Origin of the sequence: Pseudomonas rhodesiae (assembly GCF_007858255.1) — a bacterium.
In the GTDB taxonomy this organism is placed as follows: Bacteria; Pseudomonadota; Gammaproteobacteria; order Pseudomonadales; family Pseudomonadaceae; genus Aquipseudomonas; species Aquipseudomonas rhodesiae.
In genome coordinates, this window is the sequence record NZ_VFEU01000015.1 from 52,807 (window position 1) to 66,267 (window position 13,461).

Consider the following 13,461-nt stretch of genomic DNA (forward strand, 5'->3'; position numbering starts at 1 on the left):
GACACCCTGCGCCTCGATACTGTATATAAAAACAGTATTGAGGCGTTCTTATGTCGACTGCGCTGCCACCCCGGGGCCGGGGCACGGCCACCAACCTGCACAACCGCTTTGCGCCCACGGTCAGCGTGGTCGAGGACGACGGTTGGCATCAGGAAGTACCGCCGACCCAGGGCACCGAAGTGCGTATCGAGACGGCCAAGACCATCATCACCCGCAACAACTCACCGGACTTGCCGTTCGACCGCTCGATCAACCCTTATCGTGGCTGCGAGCACGGCTGTATTTACTGCTACGCGCGGCCCAGCCATGCCTATTGGGACATGTCCCCGGGGCTGGATTTCGAAACCCGCCTGATCGCCAAGCACAATGCCGCCCAGGTGCTGGAGCAGCAGCTGTCGAAACCGGGCTATGTGTGTGCGCCGATCAACCTGGGGTCCAACACCGATCCCTACCAACCCATCGAGCGCGAGCACCGCATCACCCGACAGATCTTGGAAGTGCTGCTGCGATACCGGCACCCGGTGACCATCATCACCAAGGGCTCGCTGATCCTGCGAGATCTGGACTTGCTCACCGAGTTGGCGCGCCAACGTCTGGTGGCGGTGATGATCAGCCTCACCAGCCTGGACGACGAGCTCAAGCGCATCCTGGAGCCTCGCACGGCGGCGCCCAAGGCGCGTCTGCGAGCGATTCGGGTGATGCGTGAGGCGGGGATCCCGGTGGGCGTGCTGTGTTCGCCGATGATCCCGATGATCAACGACAGCGAGCTGGAAAGCCTGCTGAGCGAAGCCCATGCCGCCGGGGCCCAGAGCGCGGCCTACATGATGCTGCGCTTGCCGTTGGAGGTGGCGCCGCTGTTCGAAGAATGGCTGGCGGCGCATTATCCGCAGCGCGCGGCCCATGTGATGAGCCTAGTGCGCCAGGTGCGCGGCGGAGAGGTGTATGACAGCCGTTTCGGCGTGCGCATGCGCGGTGAAGGGCCGTTTGCCGATCTACTGGCCCAGCGCTTCAGCAAAGCTATCAAGCGTTTGGGGCTGGATCGTCGGGAAGGCTTCAATCTGGATTGCGAGGCGTTCTGTCCACCTGGCCGACAGATGGCATTGTTGTAGACTGACTGGGAAGAATGCACCATTCCTGTAGGAATAGTCGCGTTTTGACATCACTGAAACCCGCGATCTAGAGCGGTTCATTCAGTTTGAGTTAAGTTTCGATGGTTACCTTGTTCAGCGAGTGACTGATGAGTCGGCCCTGGAGTCCGTGGCGGTTTACAACTATTCCACTAGCCAGGCGTCGAACTGACCTGAAAACTCCCCTGCATTAATTAAGAGGATGAATCATGAGTGACAAGGATAAACAGCCGTTGGCTGCGTCGGCATCAGCCCCTCAGGTGGCGGAATCCGCCGATGCAGCGTTGCAACATATCGTTGACGGTTTTTTGCATTTCCATCACGACGTCTTCCCTCAGCAGGAAGAACTCTTCAAGAAACTCGCCACGGCCCAGAGCCCAAGAGCGATGTTCATCACCTGCGCAGACTCGCGTATCGTCCCTGAATTGATCACCCAAAGCTCGCCCGGCGACCTGTTCGTTACCCGTAACGTCGGTAATGTGGTGCCCCCTTACGGGCAGATGAACGGCGGTGTTTCCACGGCGATCGAGTACGCGGTGCTTGCCCTGGGTGTACAGCACATCATCGTCTGTGGGCATTCCGATTGCGGCGCCATGCGCGCGGTACTCAACCCCGACAGCTTGGAGAAAATGCCCACGGTCAGGGCTTGGCTGCGGCACGCCGAGGTCGCCAAGGCCATGGTTCATGACAACTGCGACTGCGCCAATGAAGGCGAGAGCATGAAGGTGCTGACCGAAGAAAACGTCATCGCCCAGTTGCAGCATTTGCGCACCCACCCTTCAGTGGCCTCGCGCATGGCCAACGGTCAATTGTTTATCCACGGCTGGATTTACAACATCGAGACCAGTGAAATTCGCGCGTACGACGCGGAGCAATCAGCGTTCCGACCGTTGAGCGGTTCCGGACCTATCCCTTGCGCGACGCCTAAAGCGCGCTTCTAAAACACTTCCCTGCCGGGTAAAGCGGTGGCTGCCATGGACGCAGCCAGGCTTTACCGCGCCCGGCGAATGCCTCGGGAGAGCCATCATGCGTGCTGCTCAATTGAAAGCTGTATTGCCACGGGAGCTGCTCGCTTCGGTGGTTGTGTTTCTGGTCGCCCTGCCCCTGTGCATGGGCATCGCCATTGCGTCCGGCATGCCGCCGGCCAAGGGCCTGATCACCGGCATCATCGGTGGCCTGGTGGTGGGCTGGCTGGCGGGGTCGCCGTTGCAAGTCAGCGGTCCGGCGGCGGGTTTGGCGGTGCTGGTGTTCGAGTTGGTGCGCCAGCACGGCATGCTGATGCTCGGGCCTATCCTGCTGCTGGCGGGTTTCCTGCAACTGGTGGCCGGGCGTTTGCGCCTGGGCTGCTGGTTTCGTGTGACCGCACCAGCGGTGGTCTACGGCATGCTGGCGGGGATTGGCGTGCTGATTGTGCTGTCGCAGGTCCATGTGATGCTCGACGCCACGCCCAAGCCTTCAGGGCTGGATAACCTGGCGGGCTTCCCGGCTGCACTGGCCGAGGCGATCCCCACCCTTGGCGGTGGCCTCGGCTGGCAAGCGGGACTGCTTGGTTTGTCCACCATGCTGGTGATGTACCTGTGGGACAAACTGCGCCCGCAGTCACTACGATTCGTGCCGGGAGCCTTGCTCGGTGTTGGCTTGGCAACGGTCACCAGCCTGGTGCTGGCGCTGCAGGTCAAGCGGGTGGAGGTGCCGGAGAACCTCGCCGATGCCATAGACTGGCTGCGCCCCAGCGACCTGCTCAACCTGGCTGACCCCCAACTGCTGATCGCCGCGTTCGCCGTTGCTTTCATTGCCAGCGCCGAAACCCTGCTCTCCGCGGCGGCTGTGGATCGCATGCACAGTGGTCAGCGTTCCGATTTTGATAAAGAATTATCTGCCCAAGGTGTAGGCAACATGCTGTGTGGTCTGGTGGGCGCCCTGCCGATGACCGGTGTGATTGTGCGCAGTTCGGCCAACGTCCAAGCAGGCGCTACCACGCGGCTGTCGGCGATGTTCCACGGCGTGTGGCTGCTGGGTTTTGTGCTGCTGTTGTCGAGTGTGCTGCAAAGCATTCCGGTCGCAAGCCTGGCAGGTGTGCTGGTGTACACCGGGATCAAGCTGGTGGACGTCAAGGCGTTCAAGGCGCTGGGACGCTACGGACGGATGCCGATGTTCACCTATGCCGCCACAGCGCTGGCAATCATCTTCACCGACTTGCTGACGGGTGTGCTGGTGGGCTTCGGGCTGACCCTGGTCAAGCTGGCGTTCAAAGCGTCGCGCTTGAAAGTCAGCCTGATCGATCTGCCTCAGGATGGCGAGATGGAACTGCGGTTGATTGGCGCGGCGACGTTTCTCAAAGTCCCGGCGCTGACTCAGGTGCTCTCGACCGTGCCTACCGGCACCACGGTGCATGTGCCGCTTAACAACCTGAGCTACATCGACCATTCCTGCCTGGAGTTGCTGGAAGAATGGGGCCGGGCAAATGCGGCCAAAGGGTCGAAGTTGGTGATTGAGGCGCGGGGGTTGAAGCGCAGGCTCGAAGGCCGAATCAGGACGACGACGGGGATCGGCTCGGCACCCTCTATCGGCTGACGGAGCCGAATCAAATGCGGGAGAGGGCTACCACCCTCCCGCATTAGATTGAAAGTTCAAGCCGGCTGATCCAGCTCCAGCTCAACACCCAACTGACGCGACAGGCACGGCCAGCGCTTCCACGCTGCTTCCGTTTCCGGGCTTTTGAGCTGCTCGCGATAGGTCTCCACAGACTCCAGCGCAAAGCTGTCCTCGTTGAGCATTTCATCCACGGCGTGGTGTACGGCTTCATCCAGTTGGTTGGCGAATGCCTCGCCGATCAACTGATGGGCAATCACGTTGGCGACGGTGATATCCACCGGAATCAATGGCTGGCCAAAGTGCTTGATATACAAGTCGTTGACCTCTTCCACCAGACGATGGGCCAGGTACGCTTCATCCAGCAGGCCGTCGAGCCCTTCGTGGCCTTGCAGCAAAGCGGGCGGTTGCAGGAAAAAATGCTCGGCGATCTTCAGGACGGGTTTGATCTGACTTTCGATACCGGCCTCGCGGGCCACCTCGTTGGCCGCATCCAGCAGGTCCGGCACGAGGTCGATGTAGGCAGTGACAAAGCGGGTCATGATGACGACGTGATCACCGTCAGCCAGGGAAATGGCCGAATGCAGGTGCGGCAATTGTTTTTCCAACTGGCAACCCAGCTGGCCCGTTTCGGTCTCGTGTTGATGGGCACGGGAAATCTGCTCGCGCAATGCGGCGGTGTTCATGAACGCTCCAGTAGTGCAGGCATAAGAAGAAAGAGCATAAGGTAGCTCGTTTAGACGAGAGCCTCAGATGCATTTGTCATAATTATTTCACGGTTATACGCAGGCGTTATATCGGATAGCCATCGTTCGTCGGAAAATCGATTCCGCCCCCCGCTTCCATTGGGTTTCCACCCAGCCTTTGCGGCTCATTTGCCCCTACACATTGCGGGGTTGCAGACCCTGTCTATACTCGGATTTGTACGCGATTAGCTGATGACGCCAGACTGCATAAGCAGGCAAGGCTAAGCGGTTGTAAGCAGTATGGAAGCCGCTCCCTTCGACGCAGGTGCAAACCGGCGGGATAACAAGAACGATAAGGGGAACCCGCAATGATGCGACATCCACACGTTTGGATGGGCCTCCTGTTGTGGTCGGTATTCGGCCAGGCGCACGCCGCTTGGACCACGAATATGGCGCCAGGGGCGACAGAAGTCAGTCACGCTGTGTTCGACCTGCATATGACCATTTTCTGGATCTGTGTGGTGATCGGCATCGTCGTGTTCGGCGCCATGTTCTGGTCGATGATGGTCCACCGCCGCTCCACCGGGCAGGTCGCCGCCAAGTTTCACGAGAGCACCACCGTGGAAATCCTCTGGACCGTGGTCCCTCTGCTGATCCTGATCGCGATGGCCATTCCGGCCACCAAGACCCTGATCAATATCTACGACAGCAGTGAATCGGATATCGATATCCAGGTCACCGGCTACCAGTGGAAATGGCACTACAAATACCTGGGCCAGGATGTGGAGTTCTTCAGCAACCTGGCCACACCCGCCGAACAGATCCGTAACCAGGCCACCAAGGGCGAGCATTATCTGCTGGAAGTCGACCAGCCGCTGGTGCTGCCGGTGGGCGCCAAGGTGCGCTTTCTGGTGACGGCCGCCGACGTGATCCACTCTTGGTGGGTGCCGGCCTTCGCGGTCAAGCGCGATGCCATTCCGGGGTTCGTCAACGAAGCCTGGACCCGCGTCGAGAAACCCGGCCTCTACCGTGGCCAATGCGCCGAGCTGTGCGGCAAGGACCACGGCTTCATGCCCATCGTGGTGGAGGTCAAGTCCAAGGCCGACTACGACACCTGGCTGGGCGAGCGCAAGGCCGAAGCCGCCAAGCTTAAGGAGCTGACATCCAAAGAGTGGACCCTCGACGAGCTGGTGGCCCGTGGCGACAAGGTCTATCACACCACCTGTGTGGCCTGTCACCAGGCCGAGGGCCAGGGCCTGCCGCCGATGTTCCCGGCGCTCAAGGGCTCGAAGATCGCCACGGGGCCTGCGGCCGATCACCTGAGCATCGTGTATCACGGTAAGCCGGGAACCGCGATGGCCGCGTTTGGCAAGCAGCTCTCGGAAGTGGATATCGCCGCCGTAGTGACTTACGAGCGCAACGCCTGGGGCAACAACAAAGGCGACATGGTCACGCCTAAAGATGTGTTGGCCATCAAGCAGGCGGAAAGCAAATGACTCCTTTCATTGCAAATGCCCTGAACCGCCCCGCCCCTTCGTTTGCAGGAGAACGGCCATGAGCGCTGTGATCGATGACCATGGCCACGCCAGTGACCATGCCCACGGCCCCGCCAAAGGTTTGATGCGCTGGGTGCTGACCACCAACCATAAAGACATCGGCACGATGTACCTGTGGTTTGCCTTCACCATGTTCTTGTTGGGCGGCTCCTTCGCCATGGTGATTCGCGCCGAGTTGTTCCAACCGGGTTTGCAAATTGTGGAACCCGCGTTCTTCAACCAGATGACCACCATGCACGGCCTGATCATGGTGTTCGGCGCGGTGATGCCGGCATTTGTCGGCCTGGCCAACTGGATGATCCCGCTAATGATCGGTGCCCCCGACATGGCCCTGCCGCGCATGAATAACTTCAGTTTCTGGCTGTTGCCGGCGGCGTTCCTGTTGTTGGTGTCGACCTTGTTCACGCCAGGCGGTGGGCCGAATTTCGGCTGGACCTTCTACGCGCCGCTCTCCACGACCTATGCGCCGGAAAGCGTGACGTTCTTCATCTTCGCCATTCACCTGATGGGCATCAGTTCGATCATGGGTGCGATCAACGTGGTCGCCACCATCCTCAACCTGCGTGCGCCCGGCATGACATTGATGAAGATGCCGCTGTTCGTGTGGACCTGGTTGATCACCGCGTTCCTGCTGATTGCGGTGATGCCGGTGCTGGCCGGCTGCGTGACCATGATGCTGATGGATATCCACTTCGGTACCAGCTTCTTCAGTGCCGCCGGTGGCGGTGATCCGGTGCTGTTCCAGCATGTGTTCTGGTTCTTCGGCCACCCTGAGGTGTACATCATGATCCTGCCGGCCTTCGGCGCCGTCAGCTCGATCATCCCGACCTTCTCGCGCAAGCCATTGTTCGGTTACACCTCGATGGTCTACGCCACGGCGAGCATCGCGTTTCTGTCGTTTATCGTGTGGGCGCACCACATGTTCGTGGTGGGCATTCCGCTGGTGGGTGAGTTGTTCTTTATGTACGCCACGTTGCTGATCGCCGTGCCCACGGGGGTGAAGGTGTTCAACTGGGTCAGCACCATGTGGCAAGGCTCGCTGACCTTCGAGACACCGATGCTGTTTGCCGTGGCCTTCGTGATTCTGTTCACCATCGGCGGCTTCTCCGGCCTGATGCTGGCGATTGCGCCGGCGGACTTTCAGTATCACGACACCTACTTCGTGGTGGCCCACTTCCATTACGTACTGGTGCCCGGCGCGATCTTCGGCATCTTCGCCTCGGCGTACTACTGGCTGCCGAAATGGACCGGCCATATGTACGACGAAACCCTGGGCAAGCTGCACTTCTGGCTGTCTTTCGTGGGCATGAACATGGCGTTCTTCCCGATGCACTTCGTGGGCCTGGCGGGCATGCCGCGTCGGGTGCCGGACTACAACCTGCAGTTCGCCGATTTCAACATGGTGTCTTCGATTGGCGCCTTTATGTTCGGCGCTACGCAGATCTTCTTCCTGTTTATCGTGATCAAGTGCATCCGTGGCGGCCCGCCCGCGCCGGCCAAACCGTGGGACGGCGCCGAAGGCCTGGAATGGAGCGTGCCCTCGCCCGCGCCGTACCACACCTTCACCACGCCGCCGGAGGTCAAGTGAATACGCCGATCCCCTGTGGGAGGGGGCTTGCCCCCGATGATGGTATGTCAGCCGACATCACCCTGGTTTGCGACGCAGCAGGTGGACGTCATGGCTGACCCCGTGCCCCTCAAGCGCCTGGTCACGCGGCTGTTGATCCTGGTGGTGGCGATGTTCGCCTTCGGGTTCGCCCTGGTGCCCATCTACGACGTGATGTGCAAGGCGTTCGGCATCAACGGCAAGACCGCAGGGCAGTATGAGGGCTCGCAGGTAGTGGACCCGTCGCGCCAGGTGCGCGTGCAGTTTCTGGCCACCAATGCCATCGACATGGTCTGGGAGTTTCGCTCCAAGGCCGATGAACTGGTGGTCCACCCTGGGGCGGTCAACGAGATGCTGTTCGTGGCCTACAACCCCAGCAATAAACCAATGACTGCCCAGGCGATTCCGAGCATTTCCCCGGCCGAAGCGGCGGTGTATTTCCACAAAACCGAGTGTTTTTGCTTCACCCAGCAAGTGCTACAGCCTGGCGAGCGCATCGAAATGCCCGTGCGTTTCATTGTCGATCGCGACATGCCCAAGGATGTGAAGCATTTGACCCTGGCGTACACGCTGTTCGATATCACTGCGCGCCAACCGCCCGTGGCTGCCCATAGCGGCGGCTAGCTACTGTTTGCCCGCTCAATCAGGAGAGCGAATACATGTCGACTCATGATACGTACTACGTACCAGCGCAAAGCAAATGGCCAATAATTGCCACGTTCGGTCTGTTGATCACCGTGTACGGCCTGGGCCTGTGGTTCAACGACCTCAAGGCCGCGCGCCCGGAATCCCACGGGCCGTGGATCTTTTTCGTCGGTGGCCTGCTGTTGGCCTACATGCTGTTCGGCTGGTTCGGCGCGGTGATCAAGGAAAGTCGCGCCGGTTTGTACAGTTCGCAGATGGACCGCTCGTTCCGCTGGGGCATGAGTTGGTTCATCTTTTCCGAAGTGATGTTCTTTATCGCGTTCTTCGGTGCGCTGTTTTATGTGCGGCATGTGTCCGGTCCGGCATTGGCGGGCGAAGGTCCTAAGGGCATCGCGCATATGCTGTGGCCGAACTTCGAGTTTGCCTGGCCGTTGCTCAACAACCCGGACCCGAAACTCTATCCTGCGCCGGAGGGCACCATCAGCCCGTGGGGCTTACCGTTGGTCAATACGATTTTGCTGGTCAGTTCCAGCGTGACCATCACCATTGCCCACCATGCCCTGCGTAAAGGCCATCGCGGTGCTCTGAAACTCTGGCTGGCGATCACCGTGCTGCTGGGCTTGGCGTTCCTTGGGTTCCAGGCCGAGGAATATATCCACGCCTATAAAGAGCTGGGTCTGACCTTGGGCTCGGGCGTGTACGGCGCGACCTTCTTTATGCTCACCGGTTTTCACGGCGCCCACGTGACCATCGGCACGATCATTCTGTTTGTGATGCTGATGCGCATCCTGCGCGGGCATTTCAATGCCGAGCACCAGTTCGGCTTCGAAGCGGCCAGTTGGTATTGGCACTTTGTGGATGTGGTGTGGATCGGCCTGTTTTTCTTCGTTTACGTGCTGTAGGGCGTTTCACCACGGCGCGTGCGAGACCAGCTGGCCGCTGAAAAAGCCCCAGGTAATCAAGCCGAGGGTGATCACGGCCAGGACCACGCGCACGGTCAGGGCAGTGACGAGGCGGTTGGAGTGGCCCTCGTCCTTGACCAGAAAGAACAAGCCACTGAACAGGCTCACGACGGTCGCGATCAGCATCAGGGCAATGGCTGCTTTGAGCATGGTGCGGCTCCTGGGCTTTCGAGGGGAGGGGCGATGAAATCCAGTATAGCCAGTGCCTGGCAGCGCTTTCGTCCCGGTATTGCGCCGACGGTGGTAGTGCTTGTGCTGCTGCCGCTGATGGTGGGGCTGGGATGCTGGCAGTTGTCTCGCGGCCAGGAAAAGCAGGCGCTGGTGGACAGCTATGCCGAGCGCCGTGCGGCCGAACCGATCCATGGTGACCAGCTCGCGGCGCTCGCAGACCCTGCGTTTCGTCGGGTTCACCTGCGTGGGCAGTTCGATGCCGAACACAGCGTACTGCTCGACAACCGCATGCGCGATGGCAAGGCCGGTGTCGAGCTGCTGCAACCCTTCCATGACCAGGCCAGCGGTCTGTGGCTGTTGCTCAATCGCGGCTGGCTGCCCTGGCCGGACCGGCGCACCCCGCCGGCCTTCACCACCCCTGAACAACCGGTGAATCTCGACGCCTGGGTGTACGTGGCGCCGGGCGAAACCTTCCAGTTGCAGGCCGACCCGGTGGCGTCCAACTGGCCGCGCTTGCTCACCGCGCTGCACCCCTCCGCGTTGTGGGCCGAGCTGGGTCGCAGCGGGTATGGCTACGAGTTGCGCGCCGAACCCGGCCCGGGCACCTACGAAACCCGCTGGCCGGTCGTGGCCATGGGCCCGGAAAAACACCTGGCGTATGCCGTGCAGTGGTTCGCCATGGTCCTGGCGTTGCTGGCGCTTTATCTCTATCTCGGATGGCACCACACAAAAAAGGAGAAGCCCCATGAGAGCGGCCATGAATCCACCCAACATGTCTGAGCTGCCCGACCGTCGCAAAGGCCGCTGGCAGTTGATCCTGATTCTGCTGATGGTCATCGGCCCGATGGTGTTGGCCACACTCATGTACAAGCTGCAGTTCTGGGTGCCCGACAGTCGCAGCTATCACGGCGAGCTGATTGGCGATGGCCAGACCCGCGCCGACATCGGCGTGCAGGCCGACGAGCAGCGCTGGCAACTGCTGGTTACGGCACCCACGGCCTGCGCCGCCGACTGCCAGCAACTGGTGTACCTGGCGCGGCAACTGCAGATTGGCCTGGGCCGCGATGCTTCGCGCGCCAGTCATGCCCTGGCCAGCGCGCAACCTTTGAGCACTGACTATGACGCCAAGCTCAAGGCCGAATACCCCCAGTTGCAACGCTACGCGCTGGACCTGTCGACCTTCGGCAAAAACGCCGCCGCGCCGGGTGACGCGCAGCTTTGGATCGTCGATCCCCACGGCAACCTGGTGCTGCGCTATGACGCCACGGTCAAGGGCAAGGATTTGCTCAACGATCTGCGTCATCTGTTGAAACTGTCCAACATCGGATAAGGGCATCGTCATGGCCAAACCTGGATTTCGCCTCGCGTTGTTTGCCACCCTACTGGCGCTGATCGTCGTGCTGCTCGGTGCCTATACCCGCCTGACCCACGCCGGTCTCGGCTGCCCGGATTGGCCCGGTTGCTACGGTTTTATTGGGGTGCCCAACAGTGAAGCCCAACTGGCCCATGCCGAATTGCATTTTCCTGACACACCGGTGGAGGCCGACAAAGGCTGGAGCGAGATGATCCATCGCTACTTCGCCGGCACCTTGGGGCTGCTGATCGGCGTATTGGCGGCGCGGTGCTGGAGTCATCGGCGCGATCCCGGTCAGCCGGTGAAGTTGCCGCTGTTTCTGCTCGCCGTGGTGTTCGCCCAGGCGGCGTTTGGTATGTGGACGGTGACATTGAAGCTGTGGCCGCAAGTGGTCACGGGGCACTTGCTGGGAGGCTTTGCCACCCTGAGCCTGCTGTTTTTGCTGACCCTGCGTTTGTCGGGAGTTTTACCAGCGTTGATCGTGCCGAAGCGCCTGCAATATTGGGCCACGGCCGGGCTGGTGGTGGTGATCGGCCAGATCGCGCTGGGCGGCTGGGTAAGTTCCAACTATGCGGCCGTGGCCTGTATCGACCTGCCCACCTGCCACGGTCAATGGTGGCCGGCGGCGGACTTTGCCAACGGTTTTCACCTGACCCAACATATCGGCCCGAACTACCTGGGCGGGCAGCTCGACAGCGAGGCGCGTACGGCGATTCACCTGACACACCGCTTGGGCGCGGTCATCGTCACCTTGGCCCTGCTCGGTTTGGCCTGGCAACTGCGCGCGGTGGGCATGACGCGACTGGCGGGCCTGTTGCTGATTGCCTTGGCCGCGCAAATCGGCCTGGGCTTGAGCAATGTGTATTTCCATCTGCCGCTGCCGGTGGCCGTGGCCCATAACGCCGGTGGCGCCGGATTGTTGCTGACGCTGGTGCTGGTCAATTACCACGCGCGTACCAGCCTGGTACGGGTGCGCAGTCAGCGGCCGTTCGGCTGGCGCTTTATCCCGCGCAAACAGATATCGGGCCTGACCACCCTTAAAGGAGAAATGCCATGGCGACCTTGACCGGCGCGCGGCACGACCAGGCGCTCTGGCGCGACTATCTGGAGCTGACCAAGCCGAAGGTGGTGGTGCTGATGTTGATTACTTCCCTGGTCGGTATGTTTCTCGCGACCCGCGCTGGCGTGCCGTGGACGGTGCTGATTTTCGGCAATTTGGGGATCGCTCTGTGTGCAGGCGGCGCGGCGGCGATCAACCACGTGGTGGACCGGCGGATCGACGCCGTGATGGCCCGCACCCATAAGCGCCCGTTGGCCCAGGGGCGCGTGCAGCCTGTGGGCGCGCTGGCCTTTGCGTTGGTGTTGTCAGTGGCTGGACTGACGCTGCTACTGGCGTTCACCAATCCGCTGGCGGCATGGCTGACCTTGGCGTCGTTGTTGGGGTATGCGGTGATCTATACCGGGTTTCTCAAGCGCGCTACGCCGCAGAATATCGTTATCGGCGGTTTGGCCGGAGCGGCGCCACCGTTACTGGGCTGGGTTGCCGTCACCGGGCATGTCAGTGCCGAACCGCTGCTGCTGGTGCTGATTATCTTCGCCTGGACCCCGCCACACTTCTGGGCTTTGGCCATTCACCGCAAAGAGGAGTACGCCAAGGCCGATATTCCGATGCTGCCGGTAACCCACGGCGAGCATTACACCAAGGTGCATATCCTGCTCTACACCTTCGCCCTACTGGCAGTGAGCCTGATGCCCTACGTGATCCACATGAGCGGCCCGCTCTACCTGGGTTGCGCGCTGGTCTTGGGTGCGCGCTTTCTGCAATGGGCCTGGGTGTTGTACCGTGGCGGTCGGCCGCACGCGGCGATCAACACCTTCAAGTACTCTATCTGGTACCTGTTCCTACTGTTTATCGCGCTGCTCGTAGACCACTACTTACTGTTGAACCTATGACTCGAACTCAAAAAACCGTCTTTATCCTGGTGGCCATCGTCGCGTTGATCATGGGCCTGACCGTCAACAAAGTGCTCAACGGCAAAGGCCAGGGCGACCCCACCGCGCTGATCGACGCCGGCATCATCCTGCTGCCGCAAAGCCGCGCGCTGCCGCCGGTGATCATGACCAATCAGGACGGCCAGCCGGTGGTGATCAATGAATTGAAGGGTAAGTGGAGCCTGCTGTTCTTCGGCTACACCTTCTGCCCGGACATTTGCCCTACCACCCTTGCTCAACTGCGCCAGATCAAGAGCGAACTGCCCAAGGACGTTGTGGATAAGCTTCAGGTGATTCTGGTGAGTGTCGACCCCAACCGCGACACTCCGACCCAGCTCAAGCAGTACCTGGGCTATTTCGATCCGCAATTCCAGGGTCTGACCGGCGCAAATGTGGCTGAGGTGCAAAAGGTCTCGAACGCCGTGAGTATCCCGTTCATCCCGGCCGATACCAGCAAGCCGAACTACACCGTCGATCACAGCGGTAACCTCGCGCTGATCGGCCCGGACGGAACTCAACGTGGTTTTATCCGCGCGCCATTGAACAACCAGAAGCTGGTGGCGCAATTGCCAGGGTTGTTACAGCGTCAGTAGTAGCCGACACAAAAAATGTGGGGGGGGGCTTGCTTGGCCCTGATAGCAGAGTGCCAGTCGATGTAGATGCCGACTGAAGCACTGCCATAGGGGGCAAGCCCCCTCCTACATTTGCTTTGTGTTGCCTGAGGGATCGGGGCCAGCGTCTGCTGTTGATTGGGATCGAGTTCACGCCGT

Annotated in this window: 14 protein-coding genes; 12 read left to right on the forward strand and 2 right to left on the reverse strand. The window is 60.7% G+C overall.

Features of this window, described 5'->3' with window-relative positions; all coding sequences use genetic code 11:
- Positions 1–50: 50 nt before the first annotated feature.
- The 3 genes from FIV35_RS20040 to FIV35_RS20050 all read left to right on the forward strand — a co-directional run bounded on the left by FIV35_RS20040 (position 51) and on the right by FIV35_RS20050 (position 3,701).
- Complete coding sequence (locus FIV35_RS20040) at positions 51–1,109, forward strand: PA0069 family radical SAM protein (protein WP_034136342.1); 1,059 nt, start codon at positions 51–53, stop codon at positions 1,107–1,109.
- Positions 1,110–1,336: 227 nt separating this feature from the next.
- Positions 1,337–2,068: a carbonic anhydrase gene (locus FIV35_RS20045; protein WP_034101684.1), complete on the forward strand. Its 732-nt coding sequence runs from the start codon at positions 1,337–1,339 to the stop codon at positions 2,066–2,068.
- Positions 2,069–2,153: 85 nt separating this feature from the next.
- Positions 2,154–3,701: a SulP family inorganic anion transporter gene (locus FIV35_RS20050; RefSeq protein ID WP_034136343.1), complete on the forward strand. Its 1,548-nt coding sequence runs from the start codon at positions 2,154–2,156 to the stop codon at positions 3,699–3,701.
- 56 nt (positions 3,702–3,757) lie between these two features.
- Here the strand turns inward: FIV35_RS20050 and FIV35_RS20055 are convergent, their stop codons facing one another.
- Entirely contained in the window at positions 3,758–4,405 is a 648-nt protein-coding gene (locus FIV35_RS20055; RefSeq protein ID WP_034136344.1) for a hypothetical protein, read from the reverse strand.
- A 368-nt stretch (positions 4,406–4,773) separates the two neighbouring features.
- Between FIV35_RS20055 and coxB the strand changes: the two genes are divergently transcribed.
- The 4 genes from coxB (at position 4,774) to FIV35_RS20075 (ending at position 9,114) form a co-directional block, all read left to right on the forward strand.
- Entirely contained in the window at positions 4,774–5,901 is a 1,128-nt protein-coding gene (gene coxB, locus FIV35_RS20060; RefSeq protein ID WP_034101688.1) for a cytochrome c oxidase subunit II, read from the forward strand.
- A gap of 58 nt (positions 5,902–5,959) precedes the next feature.
- Positions 5,960–7,549 (forward strand): cytochrome c oxidase subunit I, encoded by a 1,590-nt coding sequence (gene ctaD, locus FIV35_RS20065; RefSeq protein WP_017849006.1) that lies wholly within the window; start codon positions 5,960–5,962, stop codon positions 7,547–7,549.
- A gap of 90 nt (positions 7,550–7,639) precedes the next feature.
- Entirely contained in the window at positions 7,640–8,191 is a 552-nt protein-coding gene (locus FIV35_RS20070; protein WP_034111130.1) for a cytochrome c oxidase assembly protein, read from the forward strand.
- A 35-nt stretch (positions 8,192–8,226) separates the two neighbouring features.
- Positions 8,227–9,114 carry a cytochrome c oxidase subunit 3 gene (locus FIV35_RS20075; protein WP_034101692.1) on the forward strand — a complete coding sequence of 296 codons (888 nt, stop codon included), beginning with the start codon at positions 8,227–8,229 and terminating at the stop codon, positions 9,112–9,114.
- Between the two features lie 6 nt (positions 9,115–9,120).
- Here the strand turns inward: FIV35_RS20075 and FIV35_RS20080 are convergent, their stop codons facing one another.
- Positions 9,121–9,324, reverse strand: coding sequence for a twin transmembrane helix small protein (locus FIV35_RS20080; RefSeq protein WP_034101693.1), 204 nt, complete (start codon positions 9,322–9,324; stop codon positions 9,121–9,123).
- A 33-nt stretch (positions 9,325–9,357) separates the two neighbouring features.
- Here FIV35_RS20080 and FIV35_RS20085 point away from each other — a divergent pair, with 33 nt between their 5' ends.
- The 5 genes from FIV35_RS20085 to FIV35_RS20105 are packed head-to-tail and all read left to right on the forward strand — an operon-like array spanning position 9,358 to position 13,284.
- Positions 9,358–10,125 (forward strand): SURF1 family protein, encoded by a 768-nt coding sequence (locus FIV35_RS20085; RefSeq protein WP_034136345.1) that lies wholly within the window; start codon positions 9,358–9,360, stop codon positions 10,123–10,125.
- Positions 10,091–10,675 (forward strand): hypothetical protein, encoded by a 585-nt coding sequence (locus tag FIV35_RS20090; protein WP_034101695.1) that lies wholly within the window; start codon positions 10,091–10,093, stop codon positions 10,673–10,675. Before FIV35_RS20085 ends, FIV35_RS20090 begins: the two co-directional genes overlap by 35 nt.
- A 10-nt stretch (positions 10,676–10,685) precedes the next feature.
- Entirely contained in the window at positions 10,686–11,765 is a 1,080-nt protein-coding gene (locus tag FIV35_RS20095) for a COX15/CtaA family protein (protein ID WP_034136346.1), read from the forward strand.
- Complete coding sequence (cyoE, locus tag FIV35_RS20100; protein WP_034101698.1) at positions 11,753–12,652, forward strand: heme o synthase; 900 nt, start codon at positions 11,753–11,755, stop codon at positions 12,650–12,652. The genes FIV35_RS20095 and cyoE overlap by 13 nt, the downstream gene beginning before the upstream one ends.
- Entirely contained in the window at positions 12,649–13,284 is a 636-nt protein-coding gene (locus FIV35_RS20105) for an SCO family protein (protein WP_034136347.1), read from the forward strand. The genes cyoE and FIV35_RS20105 overlap by 4 nt, the downstream gene beginning before the upstream one ends.
- The last annotated feature ends 177 nt before the right edge of the window (positions 13,285–13,461 follow it).